At 64.3% G+C, this 19,905-nt stretch carries 17 protein-coding genes; 9 read left to right on the top strand and 8 right to left on the bottom strand.

Translation table 11 applies throughout. From position 1 onward, the window contains the following. Positions 1-6: 6 nt before the first annotated feature. Complete coding sequence (locus E0E05_RS04315) at positions 7-474, top strand: Lrp/AsnC family transcriptional regulator (protein ID WP_131615601.1); 468 nt, start codon at positions 7-9, stop codon at positions 472-474. Positions 475-501: 27 nt separating this feature from the next. Here E0E05_RS04315 and E0E05_RS04310 read toward each other — a convergent pair whose 3' ends face one another. Next, positions 502-1,380: a LysR family transcriptional regulator gene (locus tag E0E05_RS04310; RefSeq protein WP_131615600.1), complete on the bottom strand. Its 879-nt coding sequence runs from the start codon at positions 1,378-1,380 to the stop codon at positions 502-504. 100 nt (positions 1,381-1,480) lie between these two features. Here E0E05_RS04310 and E0E05_RS04305 point away from each other — a divergent pair, with 100 nt between their 5' ends. Together E0E05_RS04305 and E0E05_RS04300 are read left to right on the top strand one after the other, a co-directional pair. Further along, positions 1,481-2,983: a CoA-acylating methylmalonate-semialdehyde dehydrogenase gene (locus tag E0E05_RS04305; RefSeq protein WP_131615599.1), complete on the top strand. Its 1,503-nt coding sequence runs from the start codon at positions 1,481-1,483 to the stop codon at positions 2,981-2,983. Between the two features lie 31 nt (positions 2,984-3,014). Continuing rightward, a complete protein-coding gene (locus E0E05_RS04300) occupies positions 3,015-3,662 on the top strand; it encodes a glutathione S-transferase family protein (protein ID WP_131615598.1) in 648 nt (215 codons plus the stop codon). Between the two features lie 334 nt (positions 3,663-3,996). Here the strand turns inward: E0E05_RS04300 and E0E05_RS04295 are convergent, their stop codons facing one another. The 3 genes from E0E05_RS04295 to E0E05_RS04285 form a co-directional block, all read right to left on the bottom strand. After that, the gene (locus E0E05_RS04295; RefSeq protein ID WP_131615597.1) at positions 3,997-5,592 is read right to left on the bottom strand and encodes an endonuclease NucS domain-containing protein; all 1,596 of its coding nucleotides are present in this window, start codon (positions 5,590-5,592) and stop codon (positions 3,997-3,999) included. A gap of 63 nt (positions 5,593-5,655) precedes the next feature. Continuing rightward, the gene (gene guaA, locus E0E05_RS04290) at positions 5,656-7,218 is read right to left on the bottom strand and encodes a glutamine-hydrolyzing GMP synthase (RefSeq protein ID WP_131615596.1); all 1,563 of its coding nucleotides are present in this window, start codon (positions 7,216-7,218) and stop codon (positions 5,656-5,658) included. Beyond that, the gene (locus tag E0E05_RS04285) at positions 7,215-7,634 is read right to left on the bottom strand and encodes a GFA family protein (RefSeq protein ID WP_192900438.1); all 420 of its coding nucleotides are present in this window, start codon (positions 7,632-7,634) and stop codon (positions 7,215-7,217) included. The genes guaA and E0E05_RS04285 overlap by 4 nt, the downstream gene beginning before the upstream one ends. A 216-nt stretch (positions 7,635-7,850) precedes the next feature. On the opposite strand from E0E05_RS04285, the gene E0E05_RS04280 reads away from it, so the two are divergent. Then, positions 7,851-8,339: a YciE/YciF ferroxidase family protein gene (locus E0E05_RS04280; protein ID WP_131615595.1), complete on the top strand. Its 489-nt coding sequence runs from the start codon at positions 7,851-7,853 to the stop codon at positions 8,337-8,339. A gap of 74 nt (positions 8,340-8,413) precedes the next feature. Here the strand turns inward: E0E05_RS04280 and E0E05_RS04275 are convergent, their stop codons facing one another. Together E0E05_RS04275 and E0E05_RS04270 are read right to left on the bottom strand one after the other, a co-directional pair. Continuing rightward, positions 8,414-8,941, bottom strand: a complete 528-nt coding sequence (locus tag E0E05_RS04275) for a TspO/MBR family protein (RefSeq protein ID WP_131615594.1) — start codon at positions 8,939-8,941, stop codon at positions 8,414-8,416. Between the two features lie 70 nt (positions 8,942-9,011). Beyond that, entirely contained in the window at positions 9,012-10,301 is a 1,290-nt protein-coding gene (locus tag E0E05_RS04270; RefSeq protein WP_131615593.1) for an RsmB/NOP family class I SAM-dependent RNA methyltransferase, read from the bottom strand. 182 nt (positions 10,302-10,483) lie between these two features. Between E0E05_RS04270 and E0E05_RS04265 the strand changes: the two genes are divergently transcribed. From E0E05_RS04265 to E0E05_RS04255, 3 genes are all read left to right on the top strand, one after another. Continuing rightward, positions 10,484-11,818: an SAM-dependent methyltransferase gene (locus tag E0E05_RS04265; RefSeq protein ID WP_131615592.1), complete on the top strand. Its 1,335-nt coding sequence runs from the start codon at positions 10,484-10,486 to the stop codon at positions 11,816-11,818. 57 nt (positions 11,819-11,875) lie between these two features. Continuing rightward, positions 11,876-13,465 carry a hypothetical protein gene (locus tag E0E05_RS04260; RefSeq protein ID WP_131615591.1) on the top strand — a complete coding sequence of 530 codons (1,590 nt, stop codon included), beginning with the start codon at positions 11,876-11,878 and terminating at the stop codon, positions 13,463-13,465. Positions 13,466-13,613: 148 nt separating this feature from the next. Further along, complete coding sequence (locus E0E05_RS04255) at positions 13,614-14,450, top strand: hypothetical protein (protein ID WP_131615590.1); 837 nt, start codon at positions 13,614-13,616, stop codon at positions 14,448-14,450. A gap of 279 nt (positions 14,451-14,729) precedes the next feature. On the opposite strand, the gene guaB is transcribed toward E0E05_RS04255, so the two are convergent. Continuing rightward, positions 14,730-16,232: an IMP dehydrogenase gene (gene guaB, locus E0E05_RS04250; protein ID WP_131615589.1), complete on the bottom strand. Its 1,503-nt coding sequence runs from the start codon at positions 16,230-16,232 to the stop codon at positions 14,730-14,732. 159 nt (positions 16,233-16,391) lie between these two features. Between guaB and E0E05_RS04245 the strand changes: the two genes are divergently transcribed. Then, positions 16,392-16,703 carry an ArsR/SmtB family transcription factor gene (locus E0E05_RS04245; protein WP_131615588.1) on the top strand — a complete coding sequence of 104 codons (312 nt, stop codon included), beginning with the start codon at positions 16,392-16,394 and terminating at the stop codon, positions 16,701-16,703. Continuing rightward, complete coding sequence (locus E0E05_RS04240) at positions 16,700-17,746, top strand: permease (protein WP_131615587.1); 1,047 nt, start codon at positions 16,700-16,702, stop codon at positions 17,744-17,746. Before E0E05_RS04245 ends, E0E05_RS04240 begins: the two co-directional genes overlap by 4 nt. A gap of 287 nt (positions 17,747-18,033) precedes the next feature. Here E0E05_RS04240 and E0E05_RS04235 read toward each other — a convergent pair whose 3' ends face one another. Next, the gene (locus tag E0E05_RS04235; RefSeq protein ID WP_131615586.1) at positions 18,034-19,671 is read right to left on the bottom strand and encodes a DUF262 domain-containing protein; all 1,638 of its coding nucleotides are present in this window, start codon (positions 19,669-19,671) and stop codon (positions 18,034-18,036) included. Positions 19,672-19,905: the final 234 nt, after the last annotated feature.

Below are 19,905 nucleotides of genomic sequence, written 5' to 3'. Positions count from 1 at the left end.
TCAACTGTGTCCAAACCGATTGACGAAATCGATCGCCGCATTCTGAAGGCGCTGGTCGCGAACGGACGTCTGACCAATGCCGAACTGGCCAAGGCCGTCGGCCTGTCGGCGAGCCCGTGCTGGCAGCGCGTCAAGCGGCTGGAGGAGAAAGGTGTGATCTCCGGCTACACGGCGGTCCTCAATCACGAGGCGCTGGGCGTCGGCGAGACGGTCATGGTGGAAGTGTCGCTCGATCAGCACGAAACCGGCGTGCTCGAGGCGTTCGGCAAGGCAATGGCCGATTTTCCCGAGGTGCTCGAGGTTCACCTGATGGCGGGCGATCACGACTTCCATGTGAAGATCGTCGCCGACGGAACACGCGGCGTCGAGGAGTTCCTGCGCGAGCGTCTTTTCAAGATCGCCGGTCTGCGGCATTCCAAGTCGAGCTTCTCGCTGCGCTGTCTCAAACGCGTCAGTTCCTACGTGCCCGGCTGAAGGCGCGCCACGGTGGCAGCGTGCGCGTCAGAAGCAGCTTCTGGCATCGCGCACCGCTTCGTCCAGGAAGTCGACGACGGCGCGCACCCGGCGGCTTGCATGATGGCTTTCGTGCCAGACGGCCCAGTAGCTGCGCGTCAGAACGATCTCCGGCAGGACCTGGACAAGGGCCGGATCGTCCTCGGCCATGAAACGGTGCAGAATGCCGATTCCGGCGCCGGCACGCGCGACTTCGTACTGGCCGGTGGCGCCGGACACCTCGATCCGCGATTGCCATTTCACAGGCAGGTCGACGGCGAAATCCAGCTGCGGGGCGAAGATCAGGTCGTCGACATAGCCGATCAGCGTATGGTTGCGCAGATCGTCGCGGGTGCGGGGCGTCGACATCCGGTCCAGGTAGTCTGCGGACGCATAAAGGCCCAGAGTGTAGTCGGTCAGCTTCTTGGCGCGCAGCCTTCCCTTGGACGGCCGGCCCACCGTTACGGCGACGTCGGCTTCGCGCCGTGACAGGGAGAAGTTGCGCGCAGCCGGGACGATCTGAACGGTCAGCTGCGGGTGTCGGGCGGCAAACGTTCCGATGCGTCCGGCAAGGAAGGCCACACCGAACCCGTCCGGTGCGCCGATCCGCACGGTTCCGGTCAGCGGCGTGTCGGGACCGGCAAGCCCTGCCCTGATCCGCAACGCTTCGGCCTCCATCCGCTCGGCGTTCTTCAGAAGTCGCGATCCGGCCTCGGTCAGCGCGCTACCGCTGGTCGAGCGTTCGAACAGGCGCGTGCCCAGATCGGCTTCGAGCGCCGATATGCGGCGGTTGAGCGTCGACTGGCTGACGCCCATCCGCCGGGCGGCGCCGAGGATCTGGCCGGCCCGGGCCGCAGCCAGGAAATGGCGGAGATCGTCCCAGTTCATCTGATATCCGAATTCCGATAACAGTTCGCCTTCATTATCCATATTTTCGAATGGCATGAAATGATAGCCCGCCGGCCAACCAGGATGGAGGAGCCAGGCGATGACGGTAATTGGCCATTTCGTTGACGGATCAATGCGTGACGGCGCGTCCGGACGCACTTTGCCGGTTTTCAATCCGGCTGTAGGGGCGTCCGACACGTCGGTCGCGCTGGCCGACAAAGTGGAGGTGGATGGCGCCGTGGCTGCCGCGCGGCAGGCGTGGCCGGAGTGGTCAAAGACGCCGCCGTTGCGCCGCGCCCGCATTCTCGACCGGTTCAAGACGCTGCTATGGGAGCGCGCCGACGAGCTTGCCGAGACGATTTCGGCCGAGCACGGCAAGACCCATGCGGACGCGCTCGGCGAGGTGACGCGCGGCATCGAAGTGGTCGAGTTCGCCGTCGGTGCGCCGCACCTGCTCAAGGGCGAGTTCTCCGAGAATGTCGGCTCGGACGTCGACAGCCACAGCATCCGCCAGTCGCTAGGTGTGTGCGCCGGTATCACACCGTTCAACTTCCCGGCCATGGTGCCCTTGTGGATGTTCCCGGTCGCGCTGGCCTGCGGCAACACCTTCGTCCTCAAGCCTTCCGAGCGGGTGCCATCGCCGGCGCTGAAGCTGGCCGCGTGGCTCGCCGAATGCGGCCTTCCGGACGGCGTCTTCAATGTCGTTCAGGGCGACAGGCGGGCCGTCGACGCGCTGCTTAACCATCCAGATGTTCGCACGGTGAGCTTCGTGGGCTCGACCGCGGTGGCCGAATCCATCCACCGCACGGCCATGGCCAACGGCAAGCGCGTTCAGGCGCTCGGCGGCGCCAAGAACCATGCCGTCATCATGCCGGACGCGGACATGGACATGGCCGCCGACGCGTTGATGGGCGCAGCCTTCGGGTCGGCTGGCGAACGGTGCATGGCGATCTCGGTTGCCGTTCCGGTCACCGATGCCGTCGCCGACGCGCTGATCGAACGTCTGGTGCCGAAGATTAAGGCGCTGAAGATCGGCCCGGCCAGCGACCCGTCCTCCGAGATGGGACCGTTGATCACCGGCGCGCATCTGGACCGGGTCCGAGGCTATGTCGGGCGCGGTGAGCAGGAGGGCGCCAGGCTCGTCGTCGATGGCCGCGATTTCCGCCAGGACAGGCAGGGCTACGAGAACGGCTTTTTCATGGGCGCGACGCTTCTCGATCACATCACACCGGACATGGATGTGTGGAAGGACGAGATCTTCGGCCCGGTCCTGTCGGTCGTTCGACGCCGGTCCTATGACGAGGCCGTCGAGTTGATCCATCGTCACAGCTACGCGAACGGCACGGCCGTCTTCACGTCCAACGGCGATACGGCGCGCCGGTTCAGCCAGGACATCGAAGTCGGCATGGTCGGCGTCAACGTTCCGATCCCGGTGCCGATGGCGTTCCATTCCTTTGGCGGGTGGAAGGCGTCCAACTTCGGCGATCACAACATGCACGGCATGGAAGGCATACGCTTCTACACCCGCATGAAGACCACGACGACGCGCTGGCCAACCAGCGCCGCCAACGATGTGCAGTTCGCCATCCCGACACTCGGGTGACACAATCGCAGGACGGCTGGTAAAAGGCGTGATGTCAAAGTCCGTCGTGCTTCGCGGCTATCGGTTCAGCGTTTACCACCGCATCGCGCGCGTCGTCCTGTTCGAGAAGGATGTCGACTACGAGGTCGAGGACGTGAACCCCTTCGATGCGGGCCTGCCCGCCTCGTTTCTCCAAAGACATCCATTCGGGCGCGTGCCTGTTCTCAGCCACGGTGCGTACGACATCTACGAGACGGTCGCCATCGCCCGCTACATCGACGCGGCTTTCCCTGGGCCCGAACTCACACCGACGGCAGCCCCCTCGCTTGGGCGCATGATGCAGGTGATCTCGATCGTCGACAGCTACGCCTATCGTCCGCTGATACGTCAGGTGTTCGAGCACGCGATATTCCGACCGGCGGCCGGGGAGAAAGCCAACGAAGCCGAGATCGCAGCGGGCCTGAAAGCCTCCTCGATCGTACTCGATGCCCTGGATCGACTGGCCGCAGAAGGGTTGGTGCTTAACGGAACCACGTTCACTCTCGCGGACTGTCACCTTGCCCCGATGATCGCCTACTTCGCCATGGCGCCGGAAGGTGCCGATGCCTTGCGCAGCCGTTCGGCGCTTTCCGACTGGTGGTCATCGGTTGCCGCCCGGCCAAGCCTTGTTGCGACCGAGCCCGGACTGCCGGAGCATTGATGGCCGCCGGGAACGACCATTGCCACCTGCATGGGCGGGACGGGCCGCCGTGCAGTGCCGTTTGGCGCCCGGAGCCGCCGCTTCCTCTACCCCTCACTCCCACTCAATCGATCTTTGCTAATATAACGCATTGAAATCTTTGAATAACTTTTGGCCGCTCGGGCGAAGATCCAGCAGCAGGCCCGTCAAAAAGCTATCCTGTTGTCTTCACGCTTGAAATTGGAATGAGAAAAATTTCGCGGCTCCGCCATCTATCGCCGTCGATTGACCGAATCTGGCACTCCATAATGCACAATGCCAATATCTCGTGCACACTGACAAGTACCGTCAGCTTTCAGTCGCCCATCTGGCTTCCCAGCATTGTCGAGAACTCAAAATCGAAGCTGGCTTCGTTACTGATAGCGCTCGACATGAACTCGTTGCATGACAGAATCTCGAAATATCGCTTTTTGGGGCTCTTCCGTTCGGAGAATGAGAGACCTTGAAAGACGATCGGGACAACGGGCTCATCGTTGCTGAGGTCGGCCTTGTGAAGCAGGCCGTAGCTCAAGCCTAAGGAATCCATGATCTCTCCGTTGAGAGAGCGGATCGATCCGAAGTGGCGATGCCACATGAGGCTTTTCGCGTCGCCGTCGAGATACGTATTGATCAACGCCTTCCAATCAGGGCAATGGCCGTTCCAATCGACCACTCCCGCGAACACCTCCTCATGGTCCGCAAAGCTGAGCCTCGCTGTAAAGATGGGAACGTATTTTGGGGTGCCGGACGGAATCCAAACTAACGTCTTCAGAATATCGTCGTTTGAGAAGGCCTTCAGCTCTAGCGACGCTGCGCCCCTGTGCTGCGCATGGGCCACAATGTTGTGCACGGCAGCACGCCAAACCGGGTTGTAGAAGAACACCTCATCACCGGCAGCCAGCAGGGCATCGACCTCAGGCTTGGACGCCAGAGATGCAACAATGTCGGCGTAGTGAGTGGAGCCGCCCTGCATGCCGCGCAGTTCGGCCAACAGGTCGCGATCTGACAAATTAGCCTCATCGAACAGGCCAACCCGAACGACCTCAACTTCTTTTGCGACATCCTCGGAGAGCCAATGCTGAGCCTTCTCCGGGTGGGAAATCTGCATCTCCTCCGCGTCCATCAACTTGTAGAACGAGTCTTCCTCGCTGCTGCCGTCCCACGCTTTGTCGGCCAGCTCACCTAGGATGTCGCTGGGCTCGGACATATCCTCAAGCCAAGCGTTGAAATCCTCCAAATCGTCGCCGGAGAAACGGCGGTTAATGATCTCCCGATAAAACTCTGCGCTCTCCTCCTGTTGAGCAAAATAGACGAGGTGCGAGATGCCCTCGCTGTCATCCGCTAGGGTGATGACGGCAAAGATGAAATTGCGCAGGCCGATTTCCTCCATGCGCTGAGCACCGGCTTTCGCGCCGGCGCGCGCCTTCCCTAGATCATCGTATTCCCAGATGAAGCGTCGTCGCGAGAAGGATCGCTCTGCCTGCTTTGGTAAGGGTTCGATCCATTCGATGCGCTCGGGAAGCCTGTCCGCTCCTAGGACGATTCGTCCGCCTTTCAGGTCGTAGCGGGTGACGTGATAGAATTCTGAGAAAGGCGTCAGCAGCTCGTGCCATTCGACTGAGAGCACGATCAGCCGATACTCAGTGGACTTAATCAGCGATTTTGCGCGCACCAAGGCTGCGTATTTCACGAGCTCTTGTACGGCTTCTCGCGCGGTCGCGTTCGATTTCTTGATTTCGATAATGACGATGCGACCTTTCTGGTCGCGTGCAAGAATGTCGACGAAGCCGGTGGCTCCATCGTCATTCGGAAGGTGCTGTTCCTTCTTCTGCAGCACCAACCCTGGCTCGATCATGTCGAGGTTCTGGGCGAGGAAATCTCGAATTTCCGCTTCAGTCTTGGTCGTCTTCATGGCCGAACTAGAACGCTGGTGTTCTGACACAACATTGATCGGGACGAGCAGTTAGAGTCACCCCTACTCCCACTCGATGGTGCCGGGTGGTTTCGAGGTCACGTCGTAGACGACACGGTTGATGCCGCGGACCTCGTTGATGATGCGCGTGGCCGCCTCGCCCAGAAAGCCCATGTCGAAGGGATAGAAGTCGGCGGTCATGCCGTCGACCGAGGTCACCGCGCGCAGCGCGCAGACATATTCGTAGGTGCGGCCATCGCCCATCACGCCGACCGTCTGCACCGGCAACAGCACCGCGAAGGCCTGCCAGATCGCGTCGTAAAGGCCGGCCTTCCTGATCTCGTCGAGATAGATCGCATCGGCCTGGCGCAGGATGTCGAGCCGGTCGCGCGTCACCGCGCCCGGGCAGCGCAGGGCAAGGCCGGGCCCGGGGAACGGATGACGGCCGATGAAGCTGTCGGGCAGGCCCAGCTCGCGCCCCAGTTCGCGCACCTCGTCCTTGAACAGTTCGCGCAGCGGCTCGACCAGCTTCATGTCCATGCGTTCGGGCAGGCCGCCGACATTGTGGTGGCTCTTGATCGTCACCGACGGGCCGCCGGTGAACGAGACGCTCTCGATCACGTCGGGATAGAGCGTGCCCTGGGCGAGGAAGTCGGCGCCGCCGAGCTTTTTCGCCTCGGCCTCGAACACGTCGATGAACAGCTTGCCGATCGTCTTGCGCTTGAGCTCGGGGTCGGAAACGCCGTCGAGCGCGTCGAGGAAGGTGTCGGAGGCGTCGGCATGGACGAGCGGGATGTTGTAGTGCTGGCGGAACATCTCGGCGACCTCGGCCGCCTCGTTCAGCCGCATCAGCCCGTGATCGACCAGGATGCAGGTGAGCTGGTCGCCGATCGCCTCGTGGATCAGCAAGGCGGCGACCGAGGAATCGACGCCGCCCGAAAGCCCGCAGATGACCTTGCCGTCGCCGACCTGCTCGCGGATGGCGGCGATCGCCTGGTCCTTGTAGGCGGCCATCGTCCAGTCGCCCTTCAGCCCGGCGATCCTGTGCACGAAATTGGCGATCAGCCGGGCGCCGTCGGGCGTGTGCACGACCTCGGGATGGAACTGGACGCCATAATAGCGGCGGGTCTCGTCGGCGATGGCGGCGAAGGGCGCGTTCGGCGAGGTGCCGATCACCGCAAAGCCCTCGGGCAGCGCGGTCACCCGGTCGCCATGGCTCATCCAGACCTGATGCCTTTCGCCCTCGGACCAGACCCCTTCAAACAGCGGGCTCTGGCGTTCGACGCTGACGAAGGCGCGGCCGAACTCGCGATGATGGCCGCCCTCCACCGCGCCGCCGAGCTGGGCGCACATGGTCTGCTGGCCGTAGCAGATGCCGAGCACGGGTACGCCTGCCTCGAAGATCGCCTGCGGGGCGCGCGGCGAGCCGATGTCGACGGTCGAGGCCGGCCCGCCCGACAGGATCACGGCCTTCGGCGCAAGGCGCGCAAACCCCTCGTCCGCCGACTGGAACGGCACGATCTCGGAATAGACGCCGGCCTCACGCACGCGCCGGGCGATGAGCTGGGTCACCTGGCTGCCGAAGTCGACGATCAGCACGGTTTCGGGATGGGATGTCTCGGTCATTTGGATCCGGGGTTTCGGGCGACGATGTCCGCCTCGGTCAAGGTTCTGGTCTGCTGGGCGAAGGCGTAGAAGTCCGGCTTGTGGTCGATATAGAGCTGCAGCGCGAACTGAAGCCCCTTCAGATCGTCGAAGAGCCCGGCGGCCATTCCGTACTCGTCCGAGCCGAGCATGTGATAGAAGAGCGTGCTGCCGCATCTGTCACAAAAGCCCCGCTCGGCCCAGTCCGAGGATCGGAAACGGCGGACATGCCGGTCGCTCTCGAAGCGCACGTTGCGGCAGTGGACGGCCATGAACGGACCGGAGGCCCAGCGCCGGCACATGCCACAATGGCAGGCGGCGATGTGCGGTTTCCGGGGTTCGGCGGCGAACCGGACCGAGCCGCAAAGACATCGGCCGGTTCGCATGGTCTCCGCCATTTTGAAGCTCCGTGCCGTTGACGCCGATATGTCCGCGCTTACGCCAGCACGGCCCCCGACGCAATCGACAAGCCGGCCGGGGCCCGAGCTACCCACGCATTGCGGCGGCCGGCCGATATTTTTGCCACGGCCGAGGGAACGGCGAAGGCGAACCGACCGTTTGCCAGACAAGCCGGACGCCAAGGTCCGGCGCGCCCCAGACAAAAGGAGACTACCATGTCTGTTACCGATCTTTCGGACCTTTTCGAACACACGCTCAAGGACATTTATTTCGCCGAGCGGCACATCCACAAGAGCCTGCCCAAGATGGTCGAGAAGGCCAACAGCGACAAGCTCAAGGAACTGTTCCAGACGCACCGCGAGGAGACCGCCAACCACATCACGCGGCTCGAGCGCGTCTTCGGCACGATCGACAAGAAGCCGGCCGGCGAGGAATGCCCGGCGATCGAAGGCATCGTCCAGGAAGCCGAGGAACTGATGGGCGAGATCGACGACGCCGAGACGCTGGACGCGGCCCTGACGGCCGCCGCCCAGGCCGTGGAACACTACGAGATCACGCGCTACGGCACGCTGATCACCTGGGCCAAGCTTCTGGGCAACGACGAGGCCGTCAAGCTGCTTGGCGACACGCTCGCCGAGGAGAAGAGCGCCGACGGCAAGCTCACCGACATCGCCGAGGATCGCCTCAACAAGAAGGCGGCCTGACGCGGCGGCGCGGACCACTCAAGCCGCGATACGAAACGAGAAACCCCGGCCCGGTGCCGGGGTTTTTCATGCGGTCAGTTCAGCCACCAGATGGCGGCGTTCAGCAGCGCGGCGAAGCTGATCCAGGCAAGATAGGGCGCCATCAGCCAGGCACTCGCCCTGTCGTCATCGCGCACCGAAAGGCGCATGAAGAGAACGGTCAGAACGATCATGACGGCGATGATCAGCAGCGCATAGCCCGGACGCTGCATGCCGAAAAATGCCGGGGACCAGAGGAAGTTGACGGCAAGCTGGGCGAACCAGACCTGCATTGTCAGGCCGCGATAGTTCCGCATCCAGGTGCGCCAGCCGGCGATCGCCACGAGCACGTAGAGCACCGTCCAGACAGGGCCGAAGACCCAGGCCGGCGGATTGAAGAACGGCTTCTGCAGGTCGGCGTACCATTGTCCCGGTGGCGTCGCCACGCCGATCAGTGTGCCTCCGCCCCAGGCGAGCACGATGAAGGCGGCGAGCACGAGCCAACGCCGCAAGCTGCTCTTCCTTTCGTCGGTGCGGCGGTGCTGTCCGCCGGTCAGATCGTCAAGCGTGTTGTCCTTGCCCATGGCCGGCCACTCCATCGTTCATCGAGATATCGGTAACAGGATCAACGGAGGCAAGTGGCGCCGGTTCCGGTCAGCCGGTCTCGCGCTGCATGACCGCGAAGAAAAAGCCGTCCGTGCCGGTCGAACGCGGCGTCAGCGTGATGCAGTTCAGATCAGCCGACCAGGGTTGCGGCTTGTTGAAGCCGTAAAGGTCCTGCCAGACCTCGCCGGCCGAAAGCAGCGACCAGCCCGGATGCCGGTCGCCGAAGGCATAGATTTGAGCTTCGTTTTCCTCGGCGAAGACCGAACAGGTGATGTAGCACAGATAGCCGCCGGGCCGGACGAAGCGCACCGCATCGTCGAGAATGGCGGCCTGCTCGGCGCAGCGCTGTTCGAGTTGCTGCTGCGTCAGGCGCCACTTCGCATCGGGATGGCGGCGCCAGGTTCCCGAGCCGCTGCACGGCGCGTCGACCACGACCCTGTCGAAACGACCCTCGAGCGGCGCGAGGTCGTCGTCGGCCGCATGCACCTGCACGTTGCGCGTGCCGGCGCGCCTGAGACGGTCGAAGATGGGCGCCAGACGCTGCTTGTCGGCATCGAACGCGTGCACCTGGCCCTTGTTCTCCATCGCCGCGGCGAGCGCGAGCGTCTTGCCGCCCGCGCCTGCGCAGAAGTCGAACACCTGTTCGCCGGGCTGCGCGAAAACAAGGTCGGCGACGATCTGGCTACCTTCGTCCTGCACCTCGAACCAGCCCTTCTGAAAGGCCGGTTCGGCCTGCACGTTCGGCAGGCGGCCCTCGCGGCGGGGCGCCTTGATGCGCACGCCGTGTCTTGCGATCGTCGTCGGTTTCGCGCCCGACTTCGACAGCGCCTTGAGCACCTTGTCGCGGCTTGCGGCCAGCGTGTTGACGCGCAGGTCGAGCGGCGGCCGCTCGGCGAACGCCTTGGCCTCCTCGACCCATTCCTCGCCGAAACCCTCGGCAAGAAGGTCGCCGCACCAGGGCGGCACGTCGGCCTCGATATGCGGGTCGGCAAAGGTCAGATCGCGCGCGCCGGCTGCTTCGAGTTGTGCCAGCGGGACGGCGGGGGCGAACTTGTCGTCGGTGAACGCTTCGGCGATCTTCTCGGTGCTCATCGCCCACGAAAAGGCGAGGACGCCGAGCGCCAGGGCGACCGGACCGTCCTCGTCCATGCGGAAGGCAAGAGATGCGCGGCGGCGCAGCGCGTCATAGACGATATTTCCGATCGCGGCGCGGTCGCCCGAGCCTGCGAAACGGTGCGTCTTGCCCCAGTCGGCCAGCGCGACCGAAGCCGGTCTCCTGTTGTCTTCGATGTCGGCGAGCACTTCGATCGCCGCCGCCACCCGTCCGCCAAGGCGCATGGTTTTCGCTTCCGCTTCGTTCGCGTCGGCGCCGCATTAGCCGAACGGCGGTCCGGGCGAAAGGGCCTGCCCGGCCGGCCCGCGTCCGGGAACCGGACAGGGCTGATTGGCATTGCGCCGAAATTGGCTTAATCTGTTGGCGGGGCGTGTCTTTCGGGCCGAGCAGAACGGGCGGAAAGGACATGGGTTTCTACGGCCGACAACTCGATCGCTTCCTTGGCCGGAACATCCGATCGGCGCATCTGCAAGTGCGCTTCCCCGACGGTCACACCAGAGATTATGGCACTTCGTCCGGGCCCGCACTGTCGGTGGGGCTGACGGACGAGCGGTGGATCGGCCGTATCCTGCGCAATCCCGACCTGAGGTTCGGCGAAGCCTACATGGAAGGGGCGCTGGTGCCGGAGGACGCCGGCATCTACCCCCTGCTCGATCTGCTATGGCGGGACCTTTACGGCACGGGCGAGCGGCCGGTCGCCGGAACATCGCCGATGCGCAGGCTCCGCCGCGCACTCAAGCGGGCGCACCCGCCGGCGCGCGCCCGCCGGAACGTCGCCCATCACTATGATCTGGGCAACGATCTGTACCGGCTCTTTCTCGACGAGAACATGCAGTATTCGTGCGCCTATTTCGCCGAGCCCGGCATGTCGCTCGACGAGGCGCAAACGGCCAAGATGCGCCACATCGCCCGCAAGCTTTTCATCGAGCCGGGCCAGCGCGTGCTCGATATCGGATCGGGCTGGGGCGGGCTCGCCGTCGATCTCGCCCGCCACGCCGATGCCGAGGTATTCGGCGTGACGCTGTCGACAGAGCAGTTCGCCTCGGCCCGCGAACGGGCCGCCGAAGCGGGCCTTGGCGACAGGGCCCGGTTCGAACTGACCGACTACCGCAGCCTCGATGAGACATTCGACAGGATCGTTTCGGTCGGCATGCTCGAACATGTCGGCATCAACGGCTATGGCGAATTCTTCGCGCAGGTGCGCCGGCTTCTGGCCGAGGACGGCGTCGCGCTGATCCACACGATCGGCCGCACGGGACCGCCGGCGACCACCAATCCGTTCATCGACAAGTACATCTTTCCGGGCGGCTATATTCCGGCGCTATCCGAACTCGTCCCGCACATCGAGGCGCAGGGGCTTTACCTGCTCGACGCCGAGATCCTGCGGCTGCACTACGCCGACACGCTGCGCGCCTGGCGCGAACGGTTCCTGGCCAATGCCGACCGGGCGGCCGAACTCCATGACGAGCGCTTCGTGCGCATGTGGGACTTCTATCTCGCCTCGAGCGAACTGTCGTTCCGCTACGGCGAGCACGTGGTCTTCCAATTGCAGCTCGCACGGCGCCAGGACGCGGTGCCGGTGGTGCGCGACTACCTCTATTCGCACGACCGCCGCACCGACTTCGCCGCCGGCGCATCGCCGAAGCGCCGGCCGATGCGGGCCAAGTCCGCCCATGCCCACACGAAGAAGGGGGCAAAGCCTGCCTCGCGCCGCTCGGGCAGCGGCAAGGCGTCCGCTTAGGCCGTTCTTAAGCGCTTGCCCGATAGGCTGGACCGGTTTGCAGCGGTCCGGTGAGCCATGTCCGACACGACGAGCCAGATTTCAGGCGCAGCGCCGGCGGCGGGCGGAGACGTGCGGCCCGCTGCGATCGCGCTGAGCGTTCGCACGTTCGGCCTGCTGCTCGCGACGGCGATGGTGTGCCTTGTCGCGCCGAACCTTCTGAACGATCCGGACACGCTCTGGCACATCCGCATCGGCCAGGACATCAGGGCAACCGGCGCGTTTCCTGTCGCCGACAGCTATTCGCACACCTTTGACGGCGCACCATGGATCGCCAAGCAGTGGCTTTCGGGTGTCGTCCTGTCGCTGGCGCATGATCTGGGCGGCTGGGCCGGCATCGTCGCGATCACGATCGCGGCGGTCATCGCGTCGTTTGCCCTCGTGCACGGCCAGCTCGCGCGCCATCTGGCGCCGCTGCCGGCCCTTGCGGTCGCGCTGTGGGCGTTCGGCATGTCGAGCAGCGTCTTCGTCGCCCGGCCGCACATGCTGGCGCTGCCTTTCGCCATCTGGTTCGTCATCCACGTGTGGAACGCAGCCGACGACCGGCGCGCCCCGGACCTGCTTGCGCTCGGCGCGATGATGCTGTGGGCCAACCTGCACGGCAGCTTCACGCTCGGTTTTCTCGCTGCCGGCGCGGCGTTCGTTCATTTCGCCGCCCGCGACGATCTGCTGGCCCGGCCTGGCACTTGGTCGCTCGCCGCGCTCCGGCGCCACCGCCCATTGCACGGCTGGATCGTCTTCGGCGCCTTGTGCCCCGTCGCGGCGATGGTCCATCCGTACGGCTGGCAGGCGATCGCGTCGACATTCGTCATGGTCGACAATGCCGCGCTGGCCCACATCGCCGAATGGCAGCCGCTCGATTTCGGCGCCGACCCGCTTGCCGCGTTCAGCCTGATCGCGATCATCGTCGCGTTCCTCGCCACGCCGCTGCGCGCGCCGCTGGCCAAGGCCGTGTTCGTCGGGCTGATGCTCTACATGTTCGTCACGCATGCGCGCTTTGCGCCGTTCTTCTACCTGCTGACCGAGTCGCTTCTGGCGCGTGAAATCGCCCGCTGCCTGCCCGGTATGGCGCGCCGCGCATGGGAGCGTCGTGGCGATTTCGACGGGCTGCAACGCCTTGCCGGGCGCAGGTCACGCACGGTCTGCACGGCGATGGCGGCGCTCGGTCTCGTGCTGATTGCCTCGGCCCTGACGACGGACCGGCTGCAGCCGCCCGGCACGGTCTATCCCGCCAGTGCCATCGCGGCGGCGCGCGCGGCCGGTCTCGAAGGCAATGTCATGAACAGCTACGATTTCGGCGGCGCGCTGATCCGCGCGGGCATCCCGACCTTCATCGACGGCCGCGCCGACCGCCTTTTCGACAATGGCGCGTTCATCGCCGAGACCATCGCCATGGCCGGCAAGCCCGAGGAAATCGAACCGCTGCTCGACGCGCACGAAATCGGTTGGACGTTACTCAAGCCCGCCGACCCGAACCTTGCCGTGATGGACGGGCTCGACGGCTGGACGCGGCTTCACGTGGACGCCGACGCCGTCATCCATGTGCGGACGCCATCAGGAGCGTCGACGATGCGGGCTTCCGAAGAACAGCAAATGTCAATAGACTAGTTATCGGACGATTCTTCGCCCGCCGCGCAGTGAAAAAGCCTCTCATCATGTCTTTCTCAGCCAGGACGCGGCATCGGTTGGATTTGACGTCATTTGTGGTAATCTTCATCGGTCATCTCCTATACGTGCTCCGATGATCTCATTGGATTTGCCCCGTTGGATTAAGTCTTTCCGCCTCGGTCTCGTCGCGCTGTTCACGGCATGGATTGCCGGACCGGCCGGGGCGGCCGCCTATGTTGCCAGCCCCGCTCACGGTCCCCAGCAGTTTGCGGCGTTCCCCGCGACGCCCTACCGGGAGCTGGAGCCCGATGTCCGGGAGCGCTATTGGGACGCCGAACAGGCCGACGGTTGCGGACGACGGATCGACGTTCTGATCGACGCTTATGTCGAGAAATATCCGCGTTTCGCGCATTTCCGGAACGACCCGGCATGGCGGCAGGCATGGCTTCGCGGTGTCGGGCTTTCGACCTACATCGTCGAAGTCAGATGCCATTTCGCCGATCCGCTGCTCACACGGATGGTACGGGCGCCGCTGCATTGGCTTGACCTTCACAGCGGCCTGCCGGTCTGGTGCGGACGATGGTCGAGCCGGGAGGCGGACCCCGAGCTCAGGGAGCTCATCGCCGAGATGATCCCGCTTGCAATGCGCCATGAAATGCCGGGCCTTGTCGACCGGTTCATCGCCGCGACGCGGCAGCACCGAACCATCGGCATCGATGCGTTCGTCGCGCTCAACCCGGACGTCGCACTCTACCTCGTCGAGCGCCGCAAGCGACAGGTGGATGCCGGCCTGCCTTTGCCGTCGTTCACGTTCGAGGACGCCGAAACGAGCGACGGTCTCTATCTTGACAGCCTGCCGCCCAAACGCCGTGCGGCGGTGATGGCGGCGGTCGAAACAGGTGATTACCGGTCGGTCCTTGAGACGACGGCTGCGTGCGAGCCCCGCGAGGACTTCCTGAAATCCGTCGGTGCCGGCGAGAGGTAACCGTGAACGCGGACGGGTAGACGGTCCGCCCGCCCCTCACCCTCCCCCCGGATAGTCCGAGCTTTCGCGGCCATGCGCCGTCATCCCTGGGCCTGACCCAGGGATCCATTCCGTTGTGCCCGCGACCAGTGATGAGATCGACGACACGGCGCGTTCTGATGCCGAAGCGTCCAGCGGGTACTTCACGGAATGGATCCTCGGCTCATGGCCGAGGATGACGAAGGAGGGGAAGGCCGGGCACTTTGTCAGGGAACGGCACGGCCGCCGCGAAGATGCCCCTCACCCGCCGCCCGGATAGTTCGGGCTTTCGCGGGTGATCTGCACGCCGTGGGCGTGGCTTTCGCGCAGGCCCGAATTGGTGATGCGCACGAAATGCGCCTTTTCGTGCAGTTCGGCCAGATCGCGCGCGCCGACATAGCCCATCGCCGCGCGCAGGCCGCCGGCGAGCTGGTGCAGGACGCCGGCGACGGGTCCCTTGTAGGGCACCTGGCCCTCGATGCCCTCGGGCACCAGCTTGAGCGTGTCGCGCACCTCGGCCTGGAAGTAGCGGTCGGCCGAGCCGCGCGCCATCGCGCCGACCGACCCCATGCCGCGATAGGCCTTGTAGGAACGGCCCTGGTGCAGATAGACCTCGCCGGGGCTCTCGTCGGTGCCGGCCAGAACCGAGCCGACCATGGCCGCGTCGGCGCCCGCCGCCAGGGCCTTGGCGAGATCGCCCGACAGCTTGATGCCGCCATCGGCGATCACCGGCACGCCGTGCTTGTGCGCCACTTCGGCCGCGCCCATCACGGCGGCAAGCTGCGGCATGCCGACACCGGCGACCATGCGCGTGGTGCAGATCGAGCCCGGCCCGATCCCGACCTTGACCGCATCGGCGCCCGCATCGATCAGCGCCTTCGTGCCGTCGGCGGTGGCGACGTTGCCGGCGATGATGCGCACGGCGTTCGAGCGCTTCTTGACCGCGCCGACCGCCTCGAGCACCCGCGCGGAGTGGCCGTGCGCGGTGTCGACCACGATCACGTCGACGCCGGCGTCCATCAGCCGTTCGGCGCGTTCGAGCGCGTCCGCGCCGACGCTGACCGCGGCACCGGTGCGCAGCCGCCCCTGGGCGTCCTTGGCCGCGTGCGGGTTGAGCTGGGCCTTTTCCATGTCCTTGACGGTGATCAGGCCGACGCAGAAACCGCGCCCGTCGACGACGAGCAGCTTTTCGATCCGGTGCTGATGCAGCAGCCGCTTGGCTTCTTCCTGATCGACGCTCTCGCGGACGGTCACGAGGCCTTCGCGCGTCATCAGTTCGTGGACCTTCTGGTCCGGGTCGGAGGCAAAGCGCACGTCGCGATTGGTCAGGATGCCGACCAGCCGGCCGGGCCGCTGGCTGCCGATGCCGCCATCCTCGACGACCGGAATGCCGGAAATGCGATGGGCCCGCATCAGCGCCTTGGCGTCGGCGAGCGTCGCGTCCGGGCCGATCACCACCGGGTTGACCACCATGCCGCTTTCGAACTTCTTGACCTGGCGGACCTCCTCGGCCTGCTCCTCGGGATTGAGGTTGCGGTGGATGATGCCGAGGCCCCCGGCCTGCGCCATGGCGATGGCGAGGCGCGATTCGGTCACCGTGTCCATCGCCGCCGACAGGATCGGCAGCGACAGTTCGATGTCGCGTGCGATCGTCGTGCCGATCCGTGTCTCGGCCGGCAGCACCTCGGACGCGGCGGGCTGCAGCAGCACGTCGTCGAAGGTCAGGGCATAGGGCCCGCTTGCCGTTTCAATGATCTTTGCCATCGCGAAAATCCCGCCTGTCGGGGCGCGAGGTGCCGCGCCGCCCGGTCACGTTGGCAGTGGCCCGTATCACGGCCCGCACGATCGCAAAAGGCCCATCGCACCGATTGACACGGGTTTCATCACGATATAACTAGAAATCTAGTTCTATAGGAGATTGTGATGGACATCGAACAGGCCGCCCAAGGGTTCGCGGCGATCGGCTCGGAACCGCGCCTCGAAGTGCTGCTTCTGCTCGTCAAGGCGGGTCCGGAGGGTCTGACCGTCGGCGACATTCAGGCGCGAACCGCCATGGCCGCCTCGACGCTCGCCCACCATCTGCGCTTTCTGGCTTCGGCCGAGCTGATCGAGCAGGAGCGCCGGGGCCGCTCGGTCTTCAACCGCGCCCGGTTCGATCATCTCGAACGGCTGGGCGGCTATCTGCTCGAAGAATGCTGCGCCGACAGCGCCTCCGATCGGGAGGACGCCGCATGAGCACCGTCGAGACCGGAAGCGCGCAGGCAACGCCGGAGCGCACGACCAATCCGCTTGCCGTGCTGGCGACGCCATGGGCGATCGTCATCGCCGTTCCGCTGATCATCTCGTTCCTCGACCCTTCCCGGTTCGACGCGATCGTCGGCTTTGCCGCGGCCGCGTTCCTGGGCACCCTGCCCTACATCGCGTTCGCGGTGATCCTGATCGCCTGGCTCAAGGCGGCCGGTGCCGAAGCGGCCATCGGCCGGGCCTTCGAGGGCCGCGAGACCCGCGCCATCGTGCTGGCCGCGCTGTTCGGCGGGCTGGCCCCGTTCTGCTCGTGCGAGGTGATCCCGTTCATCGCCGGGCTGCTGGCGGTGGGCGCGCCGCTGTCGGCGATCATGGCGTTCTGGCTCGCCTCGCCGCTGATCGACCCGCCGACGCTGCTGATCACCGCAGCCGCGCTTGGCTGGCCGTTCGCGATCGGCAAGGCGGTCGCCGCGGTCGGCCTCGGGCTGGCGGGCGGGTTCATCGTCAAGGCGCTGACGGCGGGCGGTCTGTTCACGTCGGTCTCGCGCGGAACCGTGCGCAAGGGCTGCGGCTGCGGTCCCTCGCCGTTCGATGGCCGTCCCGTCTGGCGGTTCTGGGCCGAAGGGCATCGCACCGACATTTTCAGCGCCGAACTGCGCGCCAACGCCGCCTTCCTCGCCCAGTGGCTGGCGCTGGCCTACGTGCTCGAAGCGCTGCTGGTGACCTACGTCCCCGCCTCGCTGATCGCCGGCCTCGTCGGCGGCGAGGGGCTCGGCCCGATCGTCGTCTCGGCGCTGGTCGGCATGCCCGCCTACCTCAATTCCTATGTCGCACCCCCGTTGCTGGCGGGCCTGACCGAACAGGGCATGAGCGACGGCGCGGCGATGGCGTTCCTGATCGCCGGCGCGGTCAGTTCGATCCCCGCCATGGCCGCGGTCTGGTCGCTGGTGCGCGCGCCGGTGTTCGCGACCTATCTGGCGCTCGGCGTCACCGGCGCGATCGTCTCGGGCGTGCTGTTTCAGATGGTGGTGTGAGGCGGTGGTGGCCGTCAGGTTGCGGCCCTTAGCGGACATTAAACGCCAGTTCAGCGGGGTTGCTCCGAGCCCTCGTTGCAAGTTCGACTCGCTGCAGCGAACGGCCGCTCCCGCTACCAACCGGAAAAGTGCCAGGACGACGTCGGTTTGTAGCTTGGGGTTCTGTCCGAGATAACCTTCTGGCGTTGCGGCTGCATGGGAAGTGGGTCAGGCCCGAACGTCCTTCTGCGCATAGGTTGTGGCAAAGGGTTTTGGCCGCGTCCGATCAATGCCCGGTGTGCTATCGGTTATAGAGACGAGATTCCGGTTCGCTCCTGCAGCGCTGTGATCATCTTTTTTCGGCGCGCCCTAACGAAGGCCGTTAAGCTCTTCCTCAGGTCTTCGCGGTCGATTAGCGCAGACTCTAGCGTCTCATCATCCACATCAGCCAAGTAGATGGCGGGCTTAGAATCCGTCTTGCTGCGATTCACATGCTGAGGCAGGAACCAAAGGTTCCCGATGTCGTCGATCAGCGGGTCATCGCCGTGCCTCGAGCGTGGAAATATGTGATCTGTCTCCGCGACGTTGCGCGCGTAGAGTGTCTTTCCGTCCGTTTTGCCCTGCACCAAGGCCAGCGCCAGAGGAACGTGGTTTCCAAACAGTTGGTTGTCTGCTCCCTCAATACGAGTCTTTGCCTTCACGTAGCGCGCTACACGGTCATAGGGGAAATGCGCGGGGTTGCCCCCGAGAGCGTCGCGAATAAGGCCGCCAGGGCGGCTGTCCGAGTGTTTTGTCAGCACCCCGGAGAACGCGATCAAGTAAATTGTGCGGCGCAGGTCCATCTTATCGGCGTTCGCGACGATCGGCTTCTCTTTTGCAGCGAGGTAGTGAACTACGGGCACCAAAGTATTCAGACCATTGAGTAACTTCACTGACCCAATCCGACACTCTTCCTGGGTAAAGTCGATGGCTGAGCCTATTGCGGCCGTAGTCTTGTCATAAGCCGCCTTTACCTTCTCAACGTTCTTCGCCTTACGCAGCAGGGCGATATCGAGCCGCGTGCCCAAGTCCGCCACAGAGAAGATGCAGCGGATCACAAAGTCCGAGTCGATCTGAATGCTGCTCTTCGAATTCACATCATTGATAAACTCCGGCAGTGCTTCGGTCGCGTCCGGCCAGTGGAGGCGTAACATCGACAAGATAAGGTCCGACCTTGTCAGGTTAATGCCCTGCGTGTTGATCCGCATGAAGATCTCGAGGATGTCGAACACGGTCTTGCGGGGTGGTGTCGATTGAGGAAGTCCGCTGTCGATCACCTGCTCTTGGAGCAATCCACCACTTTCGGTCATCACGTTCACAGGCCTCTGCAGGTTGTCACCAACTCGGTCTTCGTCCTCTTCACTGAGATCAAAATCCTTTGTCAGCTTACGGCGTAGCTTGCTGCCGGGAGCGGATGGCCCGGAAAAGTCTGTCAATGCAACGTAATGCGATGGCGCCGCCTCCTCGTCATCATCTTCGAGAGCTTCGGCATTCCGCGCCTTCGCCTCGTCTGGCGTCATGAACCGGAACGAATACTTCTCCTCGCTCGCGTCGTCCGAACTGCGCCCGCTAAGAACATCGAAGTGCAGCTTTCGTCCGTCGAGAGAGCCGCGCAGTGCGATGTAGAGTGAGGTCAGGCGTTGTTGCCCATCGAGAACCAACTGCACCGTATCCCCGTCGTGGACCTTGTAGGCCACTTTTGCTCCGCGGCGATGATCCGCCACGAAGGTCCGGTACTGGATCGCTTCCGTCGTATCCCATAGCAGCACAACACCGATAGGGTAGCCCCGAAACAGGGAATCAAAGAGCTTTTCGATCCTGTCCTCATTCCATACGAAGTCCCTCTGGATTGCTGGAAGCACGATGCGCCCCTTCTCGATGCCATCGAGCAACGTGGATACAGACATGAAGACACCTCTAAGCTTCAGAATGAATAAGAATACCTTGGAACACGATCGGTGACGTGGGACAACCGCGACGGCATAAGAAACCCTACAACATCTCTCAGGAACAAGCGTCTTAGACTGAATTCATACGATTCTGTAACCCGCGAGAACGACCGCTTGTGTACTCACTACGAGCTGATGTTCGTTGGAGGTCCGCTTCCGCAGAGCCGTCATCAGCACTCGTCGCAGCGAATG

Origin of the sequence: Roseitalea porphyridii, from assembly GCF_004331955.1 — a bacterium.
In the GTDB taxonomy this organism is placed as follows: Bacteria; Pseudomonadota; Alphaproteobacteria; order Rhizobiales; family Rhizobiaceae; genus Roseitalea; species Roseitalea porphyridii.
This window is presented reverse-complemented; position numbering and strand designations above follow the sequence as displayed.